Genomic DNA, 18,827 nt, shown 5'->3' with positions numbered 1-18,827 from the left:
GACCGGGTTCGGTCACTCGAACTGCGACTTCTTGTAGTAGCCGCTGTCGATCAACGCCTTCTCCCAATTGCTCTTGTACACCACCACCGGCTTGAGCAGATAGGATGGCACGACCTTGACGCCATTGTTGTAGGTCTTGGTGTCGTTGACCGGAACCGGCTTGCCGCTGAGCGCCGCATCGACCATGTCCACGGTCACCCGTGCGAGATCGCGGGTGTCCTTGAAGATGGTTGAATATTGCTCGCCGCGCAGCATCGCCTTGATCGACGGCACTTCCGCGTCCTGTCCGCTGATGATCGGCATCGGCTGATCGGCGCTGCCATAGCCGACCCCTTTCAGCGACGAGATGATTCCGATCGAGATGCCGTCATAGGGCGACAGCACCGCATCGACGCGCTTCTTGCCGTAGAAGGCGCTGAGCAGATTGTCCATGCGGGCCTGCGCAGTCGCGCCATCCCAGCGCAAGGTCGCAACCTTGTCCATGCCCATCTGGCCGCTGGCGACCACCAGCTTGCCGCTGTCGATATAGGGCTTCAGCACCGACATCGCGCCGTCGTAGAAGAAGTACGCGTTGTTGTCGTCCGGCGAACCGCCGAACAGCTCGATGTTGAACGGCCCCTTCCCGTCCTTCAGTCCAAGCCCCTGCTCGATCGACTGCGCCTGCAGCACGCCGACCTGGAAATTGTCGAAGGTCGCGTAGTAATCGACGTTCGGCGTGTTGCGGATCAGGCGGTCATAAGCGATCACGGTGATGCCATTGGCCTTGGCCTGCTTCAGCACGTCCGAAAGCGTGGTGCCGTCGATCGCCGCGATCACCAGCACCTTGGCGCCCTTGGTCACCATGTTCTCGACCTGAGAGAGCTGATTGGGAATATCGTCCTCGGCATATTGCAAATCCGTGCCGTAGCCGCGCTCCTTCAGCACCTTGACGATATTGTTGCCGTCGTCGATCCACCGCGCGGAGGATTTCGTCGGCATGGCGATGCCGATGGTCGGCTTGCTTTGCGCAAGCGCGCCGCCGCCCGACGCGGTAACGGCGAGGCTCGCCACCGCGAGCGCAAACAATGTGGTCTTGAGGTTAGGCATCTTCACTCCCTTATTTTTTTGGAACCTGATCGGATGACATATTGTATGGTGGTTGTATGGTGGTTCGGTCTGAGCGGCGGCCCGCCGTGGTCACCTCCTATGAGTTTGCCAGCTTGACATCGGGCTCCGGCCGCCCGTGGGCGGCCACTTGCATCACGAAGGTGCGGCCATGCTCGGGATCCGCCATTCGCGCCGCTTCGTCCATGCCCTGCCAGGCGGACGTCACCAGGAGACGCGACAGATCCGGCCCGACAAAAGCCGGGCAACTCGCCTGGCGCGCCGGCACGCGCAGACAGCGCAGCTGCTCCCCTTCGGGGCTGTAGACGTCGACACAGCCGCCGCCCCAGCGCGCATTCCAGATCAAACCATCAGCGTCGACCACCGCACCATCAAGACCGCCCGCGCCGCGGTGCTGCAGCAGCACTTCGGGCGCATCACACGGCAATCCGGTCAAGCCGTCGAGCGCGACGCGATAGAGCACATTCGTGGCCGTGTCAGCAAAGAAACCCAGCGCACCGTCGGGCGAGAAGCAGATCGCATTCGGAATGGTCACGCCGGGGAAGAGTCGCGAAATTTCGCCGCGATGAAGCGCGTAGATCGCGCCGGCTCCCTGCTCCGCATTGCGTCCCATGGTTCCGATCCAGAACGTTCCGGAGGGATGTACCCGCGCATCATTCGATCGCGTGGCGGGATCATCCGCTTCGAGCGGACGATACAGAACCATCGCGCCGTCGGAGATGGAGCGGATGTAAAGGCCGTCGTCGGCGGCGATCAGCTGACGCTCGGCATCGATGCGCGCCAGCGCGCTCGCCATCACACCGAGCTGATGGATGCGCACCTCACCACTGCCAAGGCGAGCTTCGAACAGCCGTCGCTCCAGGATATCGAACCACCAGGCCGTATCGGTGGCGTGATCATAGGTCGGCCCCTCTCCGAGATGGCAGCGCTCTTCGCAAAGAATAGTCGTCGGAACCCGCTCGATCATCGCGGCACGCCCCTGGACGAAAACCGATAGACGCTCTGGTGCCGATAGGTACCTTCAGGCGCCAGGCGCGCGGACGGAAAGTCCGGTCGGTTGGGCGCATCAGGCCAGACCTGCGGTTCAAGGCAGATCGCATCCGACTGCCGGTACAGCCGCCCTTGCTTTCCCTGGACCGAACCATCGAGATAGTTCCCCGAATAGAGCTGCAGGCCGGGCTGATCGGTCAGCAGCTCGAGGATCCGTCCCGAACGCGGCGCTTCGAGCCGCGCCGCGACCCGGAGTTCGTCCGCCTCATCGAGACAAAAATTGTGATCGTAGCCTCTGCCGTTCTGAAGCTGCAGGTCTGCTCGGCGAATCCTCTCACCAACGGTAGTTGCGGAGCGGAAATCGAAAGGCGTCCCGGCAACGGCTCGTGGCGGCTCCGAAAGCGGAATCGCGGCGGGATCGATTGCGAGAAAATGGTCGGCGGCGATGGTCAGCCGGTGGTCGAGGATATCCGAAAGAGACGCGCTGCCCTCGAGATTGAAGAAGCTGTGATTGGTCAGGTTGCAGATGGTGGGACGATCGGTCCTGGCCTCGAAGCTGACCGACAGTTCGGTCGGCCCCGTCAGGCCGTACGTCACGCTGACCTCAAGCCGCCCGGGATAGCCCTCCTCGCCATCGGCACTGACATAGCGCAAGGTCACCGCGGGTTGCGCCCCCGCTGCCACGCCGGCGACCTGCCAGAGCTTCCGATCGAAGCCGTCCGGTCCGCCGTGAAGCGCATGCGGACCGTCGTTGGCGGCGATGTGCACCGCCACGCCGTCGAGCAGAAAGCGCGCATTGGCGATTCGATTGGCATAGCGACCGACGGTCGCGCCGAAGAACGAACGCTTGCCGAGATAGCCTTCGAGATCGTCATGGCCGAGCACGACGTCTTCGCAACGGCCCGCTGCGTCGGGCACCACGAGCGCCTGGAGCGCGGCGCCGTAGGCGATGATTCGCGCTTCAAACCCGTTGCTGCCGCGGAGCGTCACGCGCTCGACTGCGCGGCCATCCGACAACACGCCGAACATATCCCTTGCAACAGGTGAGGTTGTGTCAATCATGGTCCATCTTCCGGATCGAGCTCATGGTCAGCGCCCCCAGCGCAGCACGACGGGGTCAAGTCGTCGCGCGATTTCGATCAGTCCGGCACGGATCGCCGGATGCATGGCCGGTTGCGGCGCCCGCATCGTGTCATGGGCAATGACGCCGCCCTCCTTCATCAGCACCTTGCATGCGGCCGGCCCGCATTGCCGGTTCTCGTAATTGATCAGCGGCAGCCAGCGCGCATAGGCCGCAATCGCCATGTCGCGCCTGCCGTCGAAATAGGGGTCGACGATCTCGCGGATGCCGTCGGGATAGCCGCCGCCGGTCATGGCGCCGGTCGCGCCGGCGTCGAGATCGGCCAGCAGCGTGATCGCCTCCTCGCCATCCCATGGCCCCTCGATCGCTTCGCCGCCCGCCTCGATCAGCGCCCGTAGCTTGGCCGCGGCTTGCGGCACCTCGATCTTGAAATAAGCCAGGCGCTCGATCTCCTTCGCCATCCGGGCGAGGAAAGGCACCGACAGCGGCGTTCCGGCGACCGGCGCATCCTGCACCATGATCGGAATCGAGATCGCGTCGGAGACGGCGCGGTAGAAGTCATAGATCGCCGGCTCCGGCACGCGAAAGGTGGCCCCGTGATAGGGCGGCATCACCATCACCATGGCGGCGCCCCGCTCTTGCGCGCGGCGCGAACGCTCGGCGCAGACGAAGGTCGAGAAATGCGTGGTCGTCACGATGACCGGGACCCGTCCGGCGACGTGCTCCAGCACGGCGGTCAGGACGGTGTCGCGTTCCTCGTCGGTGAGCACGAACTGCTCGGAGAAGTTCGCAAGGATGCACAGTCCCTGCGAGCCGGCATCGATCATGCAATCGGCGGCACGCCTCTGGCCGTCGAGATCGAGGCGGCCGTCGGCATCGAATATGGTCGGGACGACCGGGAAGACGCCGCGATAGGGTGTGACGGTGGACGTGGTCATTGCAACACCTTCAATGATTGTCGCGCGGCACGGGCGATCCGCTGCGGCCGACCAGGAAATCGAAATCGGCGCCGCGGTCGGCCTGCAGCACGTGATCGAGATACATTCTTTGATAGCCGCGCGCGGCATGGGGCACAGGCGGCGTCCAGTCGGCGCGGCGGGCGGCCAGCTCGTCGCCGGCGACATGCAAATGCAGCGAACGCGCGGCTACATCGAGGGTGATCCGATCGCCGTTCCTGACCAGCGCGATCGGGCCGCCGATGGTCGCCTCCGGGGCGACATGCAGCACCACGGTGCCATAGGCGGTGCCGGACATCCGGGCATCGGAGATCCGGATCATGTCGCGGACGCCCTGGCGCAGCAATTTTGCGGGCAAGGGCATGTTGCCGACCTCGGCCATGCCCGGATAGCCCTTGGGACCGCAGTTCTTCAGCACCATGATGCAGGAAGCGTCGATATCGAGAGTCTCGTCGTCGACGGCGTGATGCATCGCTTCGACGCTCTCGAACACGACGGCCCGGCCGGTGTGACGCATCAGCTCCGGCGAGGCGGCCGACGGCTTGATGACCGCCCCGTTCGGCGCAAGATTGCCGGTCAGGATCGCAATCCCGGCCTCCGACTTGAACGGCGTCGCGAAGGGAGTAATGACCTCCGGGTTCCAGCACGGCGCCTCGGCGACATTGCCCCAGAGCGTGCGGCCGTTCACGGTGCGGGCGTCCTTGTGCAGGAGACCGCGCTCGCCGAGCGCGCGCAACACCGCGGGCAGGCCGCCGGCGTAATAGAAATCCTCCATCAGGAAGCGGCCGGACGGCATGAGATCGACCAGGCAATGGACGTCGCGGCAGAGCCTGTCGAAATCGTCGAGCGTCAGCGCGATGTCGACACGTCCGGCGAGCGCGAGCAGGTGAACCACCGCGTTGGTCGAGCCGCCGATCGCCGCAAGGGTGCGGATTGCGTTCTCGAAGGCTGGGCGGGTGAGGATAGCGGAGGGCTTGAGGTCCTCACGGACCATCTCGACGATGCGCCGGCCGGCCATTCGGGCCAGCAGGTTGCGGCGCGCGTCGGCGGCGGGAATCGCGGCATTCTCCGGCAGGCCGATGCCGAGCGCTTCCACCATCGAGGCCATGGTGGAGGCGGTGCCCATGGTCATGCAACTGCCTGCCGAACGGTTCATCCCGGCTTCGGCCTCATGGAATTCGTCGAGCGTGATTTCGCCGGCGCGCAACTGCTCGCTCATCGAGATGATGTTGGTGCCGGAGCCGATGATCTGGCCGCGATAGACGCCGCGCAACTGCGGGCCGCCGGACACGCCGATGGTCGGCAGGTCGGCGGACGCCGCACCCATGAGCAGCGCCGGCGTGGTCTTGTCGCAGCCCATCAGCAACACCACGCCATCGAGCGGATGGGCGCGGATCGCCTCCTCGACGTCCATCGAGGCAAGATTGCGAAACAGCATGGCGGTCGGCCGCATCGTGACCTCGCCGAGCGAGGAGACCGGAAACTCCAAGGGATAGCCGCCCGCATCGAGCACGCCGGCCCGGACATGCTCGGCGAGGACGCGAAAATGCCCGTTGCAGGGCGTCAGCTCCGACCATGTGTTGCAGATGCCGATCACTGGCCGGCCGTCGAAACGATCCTGGGGCGTGCCGCTGTTCTTGAGGAACGAGCGGTAATAGAAGCCCATCTTGTCCTGGCGGCCGAACCAGGCCTGACTGCGCAGGGGCCCCTTCGATCTGTCGCCGCTCATGCCCGATCCCCCCGCTCGGCCGACTGCACATGGCGACGCCGGCCGTTGTAAATCACCTCGATCATCGCCGCCGACGCCGCCTCGGCATCCCCCGCCGCGATCGCATCGACAATGCGCTGGTGCCACAGCAGCACCGTCTCGCGATCCCGGGTCTCGACCGGCGCACTGAGCAGGAATGACGCGCGGAGTGCGGCTTCGATCACATGACCGATCGAGCGCATGAATGGATTGCCGGACGCATTGGCGACGGCGACATGCAGGGCAAGATCGGCGTCGGCAAAGCCCGTGGAGTCCGAGGCTGCTCCGCGCATCCGCGCCATGCTGCGTTGCAATTCCCCGAGATCGGCATCCGAACTCCGCGACGCCGCCAACGCCGCCGCACGCGGCTCGACGGCAAGACGGATCTCGGCGAGATCGCTGAGAAATCGCTTGTCGATGCCGGCGTCGAGATGCCAGGCCAGCACGTCGGCGTCGAACATGTTCCAGTCGCCGCGTTCCCGCACCACGGTGCCGACCCGCGCCTTGGTGCTGAGCAGCCCCTTGGCGACCAGCGTCTTGACGCTTTCCCGCAGCACCGGGCGCGACACGCCGAAGATCGAGATCAATTCGGCGTCTCCGGGCAACCGCGTTCCCTCGGCATAGCGGCCGGCAATGATGTCGACGCCAATGCTGCGCGCCACTTCCGCATGGTTGGAATGGGTGCGGCGCATCGGGATGACAAGTCGCAATGTCATGGCTTTGCTCCCGCGCTGATGACCGCCGAGCGACGCGCGATTCTGGTCAGCCGCCCATCTCGGCAGCACGCCTGCAAGCTTTCGATCCGATCCTGGAAAAGCCGGCGGTGAGTTGGGCGGCGCTGGCCGGTAGCGACGGCGGGACCGCGACCGCTGCATTGGCCGCGAGAAGGGCGCTGGGGTTCATGAGGCGCATTCTCCCGAGATGTTTTTTTCGGGAGTGCCCGCCTCGATTTGCGGTGCGATGATAGCTCCCTGCCACCCGTTGCGGGCAACAGCGGTACTATTCCACGGAAAATAAGTGTCGACTAGTCATACTATTTGACTATTTTGGTCTATCCACTGCCTGCTCAGGCATCACCGGTTGCGAGCGAGTCCGCAGACTCATGACCGCAGGCGAATGGTCCGGTTCAGGCGGGTTCGCTGCGATAAGATTCCGGCTGCCGCTGGGCCGGGCCGTCCTCGCCGCTCTGTTGCAGATTCCGCCGCGGCTGCACCAGCGTCTTGAGTATTCCAATAAGACCGCCAGACTCTTCCGGAGCAGCAGACTCGAACGGATCGGCGTAGAAGGTCGCTCCGGCGCCGTCCACGAGGCCGGCCAGAGCGCTGACCATGCGCGGCGACCCGCAGGCATAGACAATGTCCGAAGCCTCGAGAGGCGGCATGTGGGCCTCGATTCGCCCGATCCGCACCGCCGGAGTGGGGCTCGGCCCTTCTTCAATGACAGGGATGATCGTCACATTGGGCAGACGCGCAAGCTGCATCAGCGCCGGCTTCATATAAAGCGCGGATAACCTGCGTGCGCCTGCGATCATGACGATGGGGCGGCCCCGGTATTCGCGCAGCGCCATACAGGCGATGGCCCATACCGGAGCGAAACCGGTACCGCTTCCGGCGAGTATCAGCCTGCCTTTCCCACCGGGACGCAGGAAAGCCCGCCCAAACGGGCCTTCCACCCGCAGCCGGTGTCCCGGCCGTATGCTGGTGCCGAGAGCGGTGGACACGCGGCCGCCGCGGACCCGCTTCACATTGAGATGGATGACGCGGCCGCCGATCCGGCCGTCGAACGAGCCGGTGGGGCTGTAGGCGCGCGCCGGAAATCCATTGAACGCAAAACGAAAATATTGCCCGGGAAGATAAGTAATGCTCCTCTCGGGTGCGATCTTCAGCTCGAGGATGTCGGGCGCCAGTTCGCGGATGCCGGTGAGCCGTGCCCGGGTCGTGTCGATTTCGGGCACATCTTCCATTTCCACTTCGAGGTCGGAGACGACACGCGCCTGACAGGCATGGACCATCCCATGTGTATGGGTTTCGCCGCATACGGTCTGGCCTTTGACGACCTGCACCATGCAGGCGCCGCAGGTGCCGGCGCGGCAATCGTGTGGAATATCGACACCGTTGGCGAGTGCCCCGTCGAGCAACACATCTCCCGCGCGGACGCGGAACGTGCGGCCCTTGACCGAGACATTCTTGTAGTTGGCCATTATTCACTCCCCTATCGGATGCGCGGCCGCTGCGCTTCTGTGCTTGGTTCGGGCGACGCGGAGCCTAACGAACTCGATTCGCGCGACCGGATTGCGCGTTACCTGGTGGCTCCCACATGGATGAGATTTTTCTTTGCCGTCGTCTCGAAGCGGTTGGACCAGTAGGTCGATGCCATGACCGGCCGTTTCAGCCAGCTCCGCTTCGGTGAACGCAGGACCAGGAACCAGAGGAAGAACGGCGTCGTCACCATGTGCGACGCCAGCGGAAACCAATCCGGCAGCAACGAGGCCGGTCCGGGAAGCCGGTACCAGTAATAGGTACTGATCGCGGCGGCCGCGAACGCCCGATGCAGGATTGCGCGGGCGCCATCCTTGTGGCGGAAGATGTGCTCGCCGACTTTGAAGATGACGTAAGAGACAATGCAGGCGCCTAACGGCCAGACATAGGCCGTTATGATGGCCTGGGTGCCAACCTGATCCGGAGCATAATCCCGGACCTGATACCATCCCCAGACAAACCCCGGAAAGCTCCCCACCAGGAAATTCCCGAGAAACTGCTGAACCTTCGTTGCGCCGGTCACGGTCGGCGTCAGTTCCGGAGTCGAATCGGGACAGGGATTACTGCACCCCTCGCACAAATCGCAGCGCGCATTCTTGAAGGTGATGGCGGGTTTGGTGCCATAGAGCCGTTCCACCGGATGGATGGGGCATAGCGAGGTGCACCAGCCGGATCGCATTTCAAACAACGAGCCCATCACAAATGCAACAACTGCCGCCGACAGCAGCATGACCGCTGTCAACGTGCCATCCACGTTCAGGCCGATGCGCCGCATGGGCACGACGACAAACAGCAGGGTCATGCCGATCAGGCCCAATGCAGCAGCGCCCCATTCGGGCATCCTCCTGTTCTGCGCGATGCCCAATTTTTGCGGCAGCATGTGAAACGTCGCCATCGGACAGATGTTGCGCCACAGACCGGGCGCGATCGTCACCAGCGCCGGGGCCACGGGTATGATGAGATTCCACATCAGGGCGATGCCCGCGGCCGGCCAGAACAATAACAGACCGACCAGCGCCACGCCCACCGACAGCATCGCAGCTTGCAGGGCGATCCAGACGGGCCGGCCTTTTGGACTGACCGTGCGGCTGTTGGGAAGAGGGCTGTACCTTGTGGGTGCTACCCGCACGAAGGGCGTGCTCTGCCGCGGCGATGGCTCCCGGTATTGCCGAGAGGAATCGCGTCCGAAGGCTTGGCTGGCTGTGTTGTTTCGCATTGTTTCCCCAGACACGGGTTTCTCTGAATCTCGAGTGAATTGGCTCTCGCGCATCCGCGCCGCGACAACGCCATCATGGCAGCGTCAAGAAAGCGCCGCCGGCCGGTCGCGGGTCACGCTTGCTGAATGGTTCGGGATTAGCTGGCGGCTTGCCGCGTTTTGGTTATGCGGAGTGGCGCGGCCAAAGCCACTCGGAACTTTCCGGGGCCCGAGATGCCAGCACCCAAGGTTGCAAGGCCACCCGATATCGCGAGACAGCCATCTTATGCGCATGCATTGCTCGATCCCCCTGAATTTCGCAGTTCAACCCATTTCCTTCGACCGGAGATCAGTCCTTCTTCCCGCGCTCCCCACGCGGAAATCGATTCATGAGCATCGACACATCCATGAGATACTGATGAACCCTCCGGGTACGGTTGATGAGTGACGATTAATTAAGGCGAATTACCGGGGCCGAATTGGGCAATTTGCTGATGTCCTTGCGCCGATTCAGGCAGTGCAGGGGGAGCGCTGATAACCGGCAGACAAGCGAAAGATTTCAACGCAGGTTTTGCGCGACCATTGATCCAGATCAATGCGGGTCGTGCTTCGCCGGCACGGTGCGCTCGTTTGCGTAACCCCGTTTCCCTGCTTTGCCGCAACACCCTCTTCGTCCTCGATCATTCGGGCGGCTGCAATCCGGGCAGCGAAAACCATTCCTGGAGGCGGTGTGCGGCCTCGCATTCCCTCGCCCAGGTCAGCAGAGCGTCGCGCTCCTCACCCAAAGGCAACGATTGGGCTCGCGCTCGAGCTCCTACCGCTTCGCGGGCCAACCGCTCTTCGAGCGAAGTGGACTGCCTGAAGCGGTGTCGTTTCACTGCGGAAGCGGGTCGCCTGCGTGCTTTCATGGAAATTACATTACTTCGCACAGCCAGGGCCGTAAGTTCACATGTGAACGCAACTGCACGCAATTACCAAGGTGTAACAACACCAACGCGTGACAACGCGTCCCTGGCCGCCACCGATGGCCGCACATCGAAGTCGCTGAACTAGCGTGTCGGACGGGCCGCTCCGGCGCTGCGCTGATGCACGGCACCTCGGGTGTCCACGAGGTTGTGCACCGTGTTGACGAGAGCGAGATGGGAAAACGCTTGCGGGAAATTTCCCAATTGCCGATGCGCGGACGGGTCGTATTCTTCCGCCAGGAGGCCCAGGTCATTGCGCAGCGCCAGCAGCCGATCCAGCAGCTTGCGGGCTTCGTCAAGCCTGCCCTGCAGGATGTAATTGTCGGCCAGCCAGAAGCTGCAGGCCAGAAAGACACCCTCGCCCGGCGGCAGGCCGTCGGCGCCTTCGCTGGTATGATAACGCAGCACGAACCCGTCACGGACGAGACCTTTTTCAACGGCTGCAAGAGTACCGCGGATGCGAGGATCGTCCGGCGGCAGGAAGCCGACCATCGCGATCATCAGCAGGCTGGCATCAAGGCTCTTGGAACCGTAGGATTGGACAAAACTGTTCTGCTCAGCGTCATATCCCGCCGCGCAAACCTGGCCGTGAATGACGTCGCGGATTTCTCGCCATCTCTCCACGGGACCGCTTAGGCCGAATTCCTCGACGGAGCGGATGGCGCGGTCGAATGCCACCCAGGCCATGACCTTGGAATGGGTGAAATGCTTGCGGCCGCCGCGCACCTCCCAAATTCCGTTGTCGGGCCGGTCCCAGATGGTCTCGAGATGTGTAAGCAGCGCGCATTCCAGGTCCCAGCTCGCCGCGTTGGCCCCGAGCCCCGCTTTTCGCGCCACGTAGAGTGCGTCAATCACTTCGCCATAGACATCGAGCTGAAGCTGCCGGGCGGCTGCATTGCCGACACGGACCGGCGAGGAGCCCGCATATCCGGAGAGCCAGCGGGCTTCGTATTCTTCGAGGCGGCATTCGCCGGCGGCGCCATACATGATCTGGATATCCGCGGGGTTGCCGGCAACGGCGCGAATCAGCCATTCGCGCCAGGCTTTTGCTTCGCGCACGAACCCCGCCCCGAGCAGCGCGTAGAGGGTGAAGGTGGCGTCGCGCAGCCAGCAAAAGCGATAGTCCCAGTTCCGTGCGCCACCGATCTTTTCGGGCAATGACGTCGTGGCGGCCGCGACGATACCACCGGTTTCACGATGCGACAGCGCCTTGAGGACAAGGAGCGAGCGCATCACAGCGGCTGACCGTTCGTGTGGCGGGGTAAATCCGGCGGCCCAGCTGGACCAAAAGTCTTCGGTCTTTTGGAGGGCCTCCGAGGCCAGGAATTTTGCCGGCGCGGGGCGATAGGAAGGTGACCAGCTCAGACAAAATCCGACCTTTTCGCCCTCGGCGAGCTCGAACTCCCCGACGGTACGAAGGTCCCTGCCTCCAAGCGGGATATCACTATCCAGCAGCAGCCGGTCGGGCCCGGCGATGAATTCGAGCCGGCCATCGTGCTGTCGCGACACCCATGGCACGACGGCGCCATAGCCGAAACGAACAATCAGTTCGGTGCGCATCGCCACGACGCCATGCATCCCGTACACCATGCGGACCAGGTCGGAGGTCCCGTCGCGCCAAGTCATGAAATCGACGACGCGGACCGTGCCGGTCCGCGTCTCGAAGTCTGTTTCGAGGATCATCGTGTCGCCGCGATAACGGCGGGTGATGCGCGGGCCTGCCGCCGCAGGCGAAATCAGCCAACGGCCATTTTCGCAATCCCCGAGCAGGGCGGAAAAGCACGCCGCGCTGTCGAAGCGCGGAAAACCCAGCCAGTCGATCGATCCGTCGCGGCCGACCAGCGCCATGGTCTCGCAATTGCCGATGGCGCCATAGTCTTCAATACGGCTTGACATGCATTCCCAATCTTGCCCGCCCGTCGCGAGGAAGCCTGCGATACCTCGCGCCGGAGGCAGCAAGCATTCCAATTCCAAAAAAAACCATCGCGCCCATCAGCACCGGCGCGATGCGCGCGATCGGACCGGAAGCAACGACAGCGGTGTCGGTCGATTCATCGCTGAAACTGCCGCGCATTCGATGCAGCGCATGAACCGGCGCCAGCAGGTTGTCTTGCCGCTCGGGCGATACTTGCTGTCCGGTTTCCTGCCCGCGATACGCCACCCGCGCCAGCAAATGGTCGAGAAAGGCGGGAAGCACCATGTTGCCGAGGATCACCTTCAGGGTGCTCAGGCCGATCCAGTATTCGCGACTGGGATGACGGACGGCGTTGAAGACCGCGCGGGCAATCACTTCCGGCTGCACCACCGGCGCCACCGGACGCGGCTTTCTCGGCATGTGCGTACGCGCCCAATCGAACTGCGGCGTGTTGACCGCCGGCAGCTCCATCACCGTCAAGCGGATCCTGCTGCGGTCATGGATCAGTTCGGTTCGCAGCGAATCCGTAAAGCCGCGGATCGCATGCTTCGACCCGCAATATGCCGATTGCAGGGGAATGCCGCGATAGGCGAGCGCGGAGCCGATCTGGATGATCATCCCGCGATTGACGGGCCGCATATGTCTCAATGCGGCCATCGTGCCGTGCACCTGGCCAAGATAGGTCACTTCCGTGACGCGGCGATATTCCTCGGGCGTCATCAGCCAGACCGGCGCGAACACCGTCACCATGGCGTCGTTGATCCAGACGTCGATCGCGCCGAACGTCTGCTTGATCCGTTCGGCCGCGGCGAAGACGGCGTCGGCATCCGCGACGTCGGCAGCCGCCACGATGGCGCGGCCGCCGAGTTGTTCGACTTCGCGCCGCACCTCCTCGAGCGCCTGTTCATCCCGTGCAATCAGCCCGATCCGCCAGCCCGCGCGCGCGAACTGATGTACGATGGCGCGTCCGACGCCCGCCGAGGCGCCGGTGACCACCACGACTTCTGATGACGGGGAATGGGATAAAGTCATGATCTGCTCCTTGCTATCAGCACGCCCGCCTGCCAAGCTCGGGACGGCGCGGCTGTCGTTATCATTTGCATCATCTGCGGCTTTCATTTGCGAGGGCCAGCGCCCTTGCGCGACCACCGCTCTGGCCTGTGAGTTCGCCCCGGCGCGACAGCAGCTTGATCCGGTCCGCGGTCCGGCAGGCGATGGCCTGAATCGTCAGGGACGGATTGACCCCGCCGACGGTTGGGAAGACCGATCCATCGCAAATCCACAGGTTCGGAATGTCCCAGCTGCGGCAATCGGCATCGACCACGCTGTGGTCTGGATCAAATCCCATACGCGCCGTTCCGTTGAGGTGACAGGTGTCGTCATCCTGGGTCCAGATATCCCTGGCATCGACAGCCCCGAGCGCACGCGTCATGAATTTGAGCGAGTGATCGATCAGCCGCTTGTCGTTGTCGCACCAGGAATAGGTGACGCGCGGAATGCGAAGCCCGTACTGGTCGAGCTCGTCGGCGAGCGTCACACGATTGCCTTGCTGCGGCAGCATCTCGCCGACGATCTTCAGGCCGACGACATGATTGTAGTTCTGCATCTCCGCGATCAGGCGCGGGCCCCACAGGCCGCGGGCGGCGAGCTGCGTATTGGCCCATAACTGCGGCAACGGCCCTTGGCTCATGTAGCTGTAGCCGCCGAAGAAATCCTTGCCCCTGTCCTCGTAGTTCCAGTGCTCGGTGATGGCAAGCGACGGCGGTCCCTTGTAGGAACGGACCTCCTGATCCATGACGCCCCAAACCGCCTGATTGGATTGCGCCATCAGGTTCTTGCCAACAAGGCCGGACCGGTTGGCGAGACCATCCGGAAATCGGTCGGTCGCCGAGTTCAGGAGCAGGCGCGGGGTTTCGATCGCATAGCCGGCGACGACGACGTTTCTTGCGCGCTGGAAACGCCAGGTACCCTCGCGGTGATAGTGCACGCCGCGGGCCAGGCCCGCCTTGTCGACCTCGACCCTGCCCACCATCGCGAGATCGCGGATCTCCGCACCGGCCTGCAGCGCACGCGGGATCCAGGTGACCAGCACGCTTTGCTTGGCGTTGGTCGAACAACCCGTCACGCAGAAGCCGCGATAGACGCAAGGATGAGCCAGCCCGCGCGGCGCCGACAATGTGGCAAGCGGCGTTTCCGTCCACCTGACGCCAAGCGCCTCGCATCCCTTGGCGAGCGCTTTCGCCGCGGCATTGAGGGGATGCGCCCGGTAGGGATAGCGCGGACGCGGAGGTCCCCAGGGATAGGTCACGGGGCCGGAAATCTTCAGCGCCTGCTCGACTTCCGCGTAATAGCTCCACATCTCCCGCCAATCGAGCGGCCAATCGACGCCGTAGCCAAGCAGCGAGCGCGATCTGAACCACTCGGGACGAAAGCGCAGCGACACCATGGCGAAATGCACGGTCGAGCCGCCGACCGCCTTGCCGCTGTTGTTGCTGCCCAACTGCAGGGGATTGTCGCCATCGACGATGCGATCGTCGGTCCAGTACAGTTTGGCTTGCTCGCTCTCGTCGGATGCGAAGTCCTCGAGGGGCCGAAAGTACGGGCCCGCGTCGAACGCGACCACGGAGAAGCCATGTTCGGCCAGCCTGCACGCAAGCGTACCGCCGCCGGCGCCGGTGCCGACGATCGCGAAATCGATCTCCTCATTGTCAGGATATTCCCGCATTGGCACCCATCGGCCGGGCCGGAAGACATCGGGAGCCCGTCCCGCCTGCGCTCGCGGGTTATGCAGGAGCTCATCGGACATGGCGATTGATCCGACGCACCGATTCGTCATCGCCGCCATCCGCTTCCGCGGCTTCCCAGGGATCGCGCTCATCGAAATCGAGGCGGACGTAGCCGCGCGGACTTGCAGGACCGCCCCAGCCGATCTCGCTCCAGGCGGTGGGGTGGGCGTAATAGGCCAGGACAATGTCGCGCGCCATGCGCTTGTGGAAGAAATCCCTGCATCGCATCGTCCCCCAATCAGGGCCGCCCAACGCACCGGCTTCCATCCGCCTCAGCATCACATCCTGCAAGGCCTCGGGAAGTTCGTCGAAGCGCTGGCCGTAGGCCATCCTTGCTTCGGCCTGCAGCGCCTTCAGGCCGAGCCGCCACGCGTCTTGGTCCCGCGGCATTCCTGCAAGCCGATATCCATCCATCGTCCCGCGATGCAGCCTGTGATCGATCAGCGCAGGAACCGGGATCGGCGCGCGGGTCGCCGATTGCGGCACCAGCCGCGCGGCGATCGCGGCGACCATCCGGTATTCGTCGGGGGTAAAGAAATGCGGCGTCGAGTCGATGGCCAGTCGCCGCATGATGACGCGGCGGGTCTGCTCGTTCCAGGATGGGCCGGAGACCTTCGACAACACGTCATAGCCGGGATAGCGGCTGTGGCCGTCGGACAGTTTGTGGCGCCGGTCATGCATCGGAACGATCCTTCATCAAACCCAGTGCGGCCAGACCCCCCAGCGCCAAGCCCGCGAAGCTCGGCGGCGCCGGCAGCGGCGGCCCATCGAGCAGGTTCTGACGCCAGTTGCGCCAGCCTCCCATGTTGCGGGACACGCCATAGGCATGGAGCCCGACGCCGGCGAACCCCATCGCGGCCAGCAGGCGCAGCCACCAGCGCGTCAAATTGTGGTCGCGTCCGGGGCCGCGCAGGGCCGCGGATGCCAGCAGAGCGGCGCCGGCCGGAGGCAGCGTGACCGGCAACAGCATGAAGGGATTGTGGTACGCGCCGCGAAAATGCAGCAGCCCGGCTTCGCCTGTGGTGCCCAACAAACCTGCGGCGACTACCGCCGCCATGGTCCGACCGGCCGGCAGGTCGAAGATTTCCGGCCTCTGGCCGGGCCTACTTTCGCGGACGCGCTCCGAGCAGAAGCCGAGCAGGCCGGCGAGCAGAATGGCCATCGGCGCGCCGAGCGGCGCGCCATAAAACAGATTCTGCCAGCTGATGCCGCCGACCCGCTTGCTGACGTTGTAGATGTGAAATCCGGTTCCCATTAGGCCGGTGGCGGCCGCCAGCAGATAGCTCGCATCGCGCACGCGGTGCGCGACCGGGCGCGCATCCCCCGTGCCATGGGCGCTGACACCAAGCGTCAATGCCGAGACCAGCAACGGGGTGTACATCGCCTTGTTCTTGAACGACCCGCGATAGTGTTCGACGCTGCTATCGGCAAGAACCGAGGCCGCCAGTGTGCCGGCCGCCCGATTGAGGCGTCGCGCCGCGACGACCGTTGCAGGCATGCCTCGCCTTGCGCCCGTTCGAACCGGAGCGCTGCGGCGTTGGGGGAGGCGGGCGGCCGACCCACGGTAAACCGACGATCCGATCATGAGACCGGTGAGCGCCAGCGCCGCAACTGCCAGATGCCTGTTGTCATCGCTTGAAAGGTTCATGATGTCTCTGAACGGCGTCCCTGAATGAAATGATGTCCCTAGGTGGCGTAACGCGCGGCGTCCTGGTGTCTGAAGGCCAGGCCGTTCCCGGGGCAAGACGGGTCGGGCCGGATCTCGCCATTGCGGGGCACCGGCGCGCCGTCGAACAGCATGTGCTCGATACGAACATGATCATGAAACCATTCCAGATGGCGCAGCCGCTCGGACGCGCAGGCGACGTGCAGGTGCAGCGCTGGCGCGCAATGCCCGGAAAGGTCGACGTGAAACGCCTCGCACAAGGCGGCGATCTTCAGAAACGCGGTGATGCCGCCACAGCGCGTCACGTCCGCCTGCTGCACGTCCACGGCTTCGCTCTCCAGCATGTGGCGCACGTAGTCGACCGTATAGGCATATTCACCTGCGGCGATCTCCATGCCGGTCGGCGCCCTTCCGCGTATCGTCCGCAGGCCTGAAAGATCGTCGGATGAGACCGGCTCCTCGAACCAGCCGACCTCCTGTTCGGCAAAACAGTTTGCCAATTCGATCGCCTGCCGGACGCGATAGGCGCCGTTCGCATCCACGAACAGCGTGGCACGGTCGCCGATCGCCTGCTTTGCGGCTTTCACGCGCTGGACGTCTTGTGCTGGATCGGAGCCCACCTTCATCTTGACCAGGGAGCACCCGTCGTCGGCCACCCAGCCGTGCAGCTGGTCCTTGAGTTCGCGCTCCGAATAGCTGGTGAAGCCGCCGCTTCCATAGATCGGGATGGAGCAGCGGTAGCTGCCAAGCAGCTTCCACAATGGCAACTCCAGCACGCGCGCCTTCAGGTCGTGGATCGCGCTGTCGACCGCCGAGATCGCCGTGGCCGCGAGCCCTTCGCGGCCGAGATTGCGCACCGCCCGCTGCATTGCCGTCCAGGCGGCCGGCGGATCAAACACATCGCCGCCGTGGACGGCCTCGGCGAGCTTGCCGGAGATCAGTTTGACGATCGCGCCGCTTGCATAGGTGTAACCGAGGCCGACTTTGCCGCCGCCCCTAATCTCGACGAGGACCAGCGTTGTCGAGTCCCAGCTGATCGTGCCGTCAGCCTCCGGCTTGTCGGTCGGGATCGTGAATGCCTGCGCCCGTACGGCTTCGATCGAGACGTCCGGTTTCATTCGCGGTCCTTGCCCGGCAGCACGCTGGTCAGCAGCTCCTTCGCACTGTTCTTGAGGACGCTGCCAAGTTCGGGTTCCGACGGGATCATGCTGACGAAGTTCTTGGCGTCCTTCAGCGTGATGTGCGGCGGAAGCGGTGGCACGTTCGGATCGGTATAGGCCTCGAGGATCACTGGCCGGTCAGCCGCCAGCGCCTCATCCCAGGCCGCGCCGACCCGTTCGGGGTTGTCGACAAAGATGCCCTTGAGCCCGATCAGCTCGGCGTATGTGTGATAGGGGAAGTCCGGAATGCTCTGTGTGGATTCAGTCTTGCCGGCACCGAGCTGAATTCGCTCCTCCCACGTCACCTGGTTGAGATCCCGGTTGTTGAGGACCAGCACGATCAGGCGGGGGTTCGACCATTGTTTCCAGTATTTGGAAATCGTGATCATCACGTTCAGGCCGTTCATCTGCATGGCACCGTCGCCCATGCATGCGATCACGGTGCGCTCCGGATAGGCCATCTTGCCGGCGAGCGCGTAAGGAGTCCCGGCACCCAGCGAGGCCAAGCCGCCCGACAGTGAGGCTTTCATGCCCCGGCGAATCCTGAGATCGCGCGCGTACCAATTGGCGACCGATCCGGAATCGGCGGTGATGATCGCGTTCTCCGGCAGCCGCGGCGACAACTCCCAGAACACCCGCTGCGGATTGAGCGGCTCGGCATCCTGCATGGCGCGCTCCTCGAGCGTCTCCCACCACTCCCGCACGCCACGCTCGATCTTGCGCCGCCAAGCCTGCTCTCCCTTCTGCTTGAGCAGAGGCAGCAGCGCGCGCAGGGTGGTCGCGCTGTCGCCGACGAGGTTCACCTCCATCGGGTATCTGAGGCTCAGCCTGCTGCCGTCGATATCGATCTGGACACCACGAGCAGCTCCCGGCTTGGGAAGAAACTCGCTGTAGGGAAACGCCGATCCGACCATCAGGAACGTGTCGCAACTCTTCATCATGTCCCAGCTCGGCTTGGTGCCGAGCAACCCGATCGACCCGGTGACAAAGGGCAGATCGTCGGG

The 18,827-nt window shown here is 64.1% G+C and carries 16 protein-coding genes; all 16 read right to left on the bottom strand.

All coding sequences use genetic code 11. The features are described from left to right. Positions 1-12 precede the first annotated feature (12 nt). Positions 13-1,086, bottom strand: coding sequence for a multiple monosaccharide ABC transporter substrate-binding protein (chvE, locus tag WCB02_RS23590; protein WP_423961926.1), 1,074 nt, complete (start codon positions 1,084-1,086; stop codon positions 13-15). Positions 1,087-1,183: 97 nt separating this feature from the next. Next, a complete protein-coding gene (locus tag WCB02_RS23585) occupies positions 1,184-2,068 on the bottom strand; it encodes an SMP-30/gluconolactonase/LRE family protein (RefSeq protein ID WP_423961931.1) in 885 nt (294 codons plus the stop codon). Then, positions 2,068-3,156, bottom strand: a complete 1,089-nt coding sequence (locus tag WCB02_RS23580; RefSeq protein ID WP_423961924.1) for an aldose epimerase family protein — start codon at positions 3,154-3,156, stop codon at positions 2,068-2,070. The genes WCB02_RS23585 and WCB02_RS23580 overlap by 1 nt, the downstream gene beginning before the upstream one ends. Positions 3,157-3,183: 27 nt before the next feature. Then, complete coding sequence (locus WCB02_RS23575) at positions 3,184-4,113, bottom strand: dihydrodipicolinate synthase family protein (protein ID WP_423961922.1); 930 nt, start codon at positions 4,111-4,113, stop codon at positions 3,184-3,186. Positions 4,114-4,123: 10 nt separating this feature from the next. Then, positions 4,124-5,860, bottom strand: coding sequence for an IlvD/Edd family dehydratase (locus WCB02_RS23570; protein ID WP_423961921.1), 1,737 nt, complete (start codon positions 5,858-5,860; stop codon positions 4,124-4,126). After that, positions 5,857-6,594: a FadR/GntR family transcriptional regulator gene (locus WCB02_RS23565; protein ID WP_423961920.1), complete on the bottom strand. Its 738-nt coding sequence runs from the start codon at positions 6,592-6,594 to the stop codon at positions 5,857-5,859. The genes WCB02_RS23570 and WCB02_RS23565 overlap by 4 nt, the downstream gene beginning before the upstream one ends. 46 nt (positions 6,595-6,640) lie before the next feature. After that, on the bottom strand, positions 6,641-6,781 hold the full coding sequence (locus tag WCB02_RS23560; protein WP_423961918.1) for a hypothetical protein: 141 nt from the start codon (positions 6,779-6,781) through the stop codon (positions 6,641-6,643). Between the two features lie 223 nt (positions 6,782-7,004). Then, entirely contained in the window at positions 7,005-8,078 is a 1,074-nt protein-coding gene (locus tag WCB02_RS23555; RefSeq protein WP_423961916.1) for a 2Fe-2S iron-sulfur cluster-binding protein, read from the bottom strand. Between the two features lie 98 nt (positions 8,079-8,176). Beyond that, the gene (locus WCB02_RS23550; RefSeq protein WP_423961929.1) at positions 8,177-9,352 is read right to left on the bottom strand and encodes a ferredoxin; all 1,176 of its coding nucleotides are present in this window, start codon (positions 9,350-9,352) and stop codon (positions 8,177-8,179) included. A gap of 1,028 nt (positions 9,353-10,380) precedes the next feature. Then, positions 10,381-12,192 (bottom strand): glycoside hydrolase family 15 protein, encoded by a 1,812-nt coding sequence (locus tag WCB02_RS23545; protein ID WP_423961915.1) that lies wholly within the window; start codon positions 12,190-12,192, stop codon positions 10,381-10,383. Beyond that, positions 12,176-13,243 (bottom strand): SDR family oxidoreductase, encoded by a 1,068-nt coding sequence (locus WCB02_RS23540; RefSeq protein ID WP_423961913.1) that lies wholly within the window; start codon positions 13,241-13,243, stop codon positions 12,176-12,178. Before WCB02_RS23540 ends, WCB02_RS23545 begins: the two co-directional genes overlap by 17 nt. Before the next feature lie 70 nt (positions 13,244-13,313). Continuing rightward, positions 13,314-15,017 carry a GMC family oxidoreductase gene (locus tag WCB02_RS23535; RefSeq protein ID WP_423961911.1) on the bottom strand — a complete coding sequence of 568 codons (1,704 nt, stop codon included), beginning with the start codon at positions 15,015-15,017 and terminating at the stop codon, positions 13,314-13,316. Further along, entirely contained in the window at positions 15,007-15,678 is a 672-nt protein-coding gene (locus WCB02_RS23530) for a gluconate 2-dehydrogenase subunit 3 family protein (protein WP_423961909.1), read from the bottom strand. Before WCB02_RS23530 ends, WCB02_RS23535 begins: the two co-directional genes overlap by 11 nt. After that, positions 15,671-16,495, bottom strand: coding sequence for a hypothetical protein (locus tag WCB02_RS23525; protein ID WP_423961907.1), 825 nt, complete (start codon positions 16,493-16,495; stop codon positions 15,671-15,673). The genes WCB02_RS23530 and WCB02_RS23525 overlap by 8 nt, the downstream gene beginning before the upstream one ends. 188 nt (positions 16,496-16,683) lie before the next feature. Beyond that, on the bottom strand, positions 16,684-17,781 hold the full coding sequence (locus WCB02_RS23520) for an enolase C-terminal domain-like protein (protein WP_423961906.1): 1,098 nt from the start codon (positions 17,779-17,781) through the stop codon (positions 16,684-16,686). Then, a partial coding sequence (locus tag WCB02_RS23515) for a thiamine pyrophosphate-dependent enzyme (RefSeq protein ID WP_423961904.1) occupies positions 17,778-18,827 on the bottom strand: 1,050 nt, incomplete at its 5' end. The genes WCB02_RS23520 and WCB02_RS23515, both read right to left, overlap by 4 nt.

This window comes from Bradyrhizobium sp. (genome assembly GCF_049581145.1).
Classification (GTDB): Bacteria; Pseudomonadota; Alphaproteobacteria; order Rhizobiales; family Xanthobacteraceae; genus Bradyrhizobium.
The sequence above is the reverse complement of the archived record's forward strand: the minus strand, read 5'-3'. Positions and strand labels throughout refer to the sequence as shown.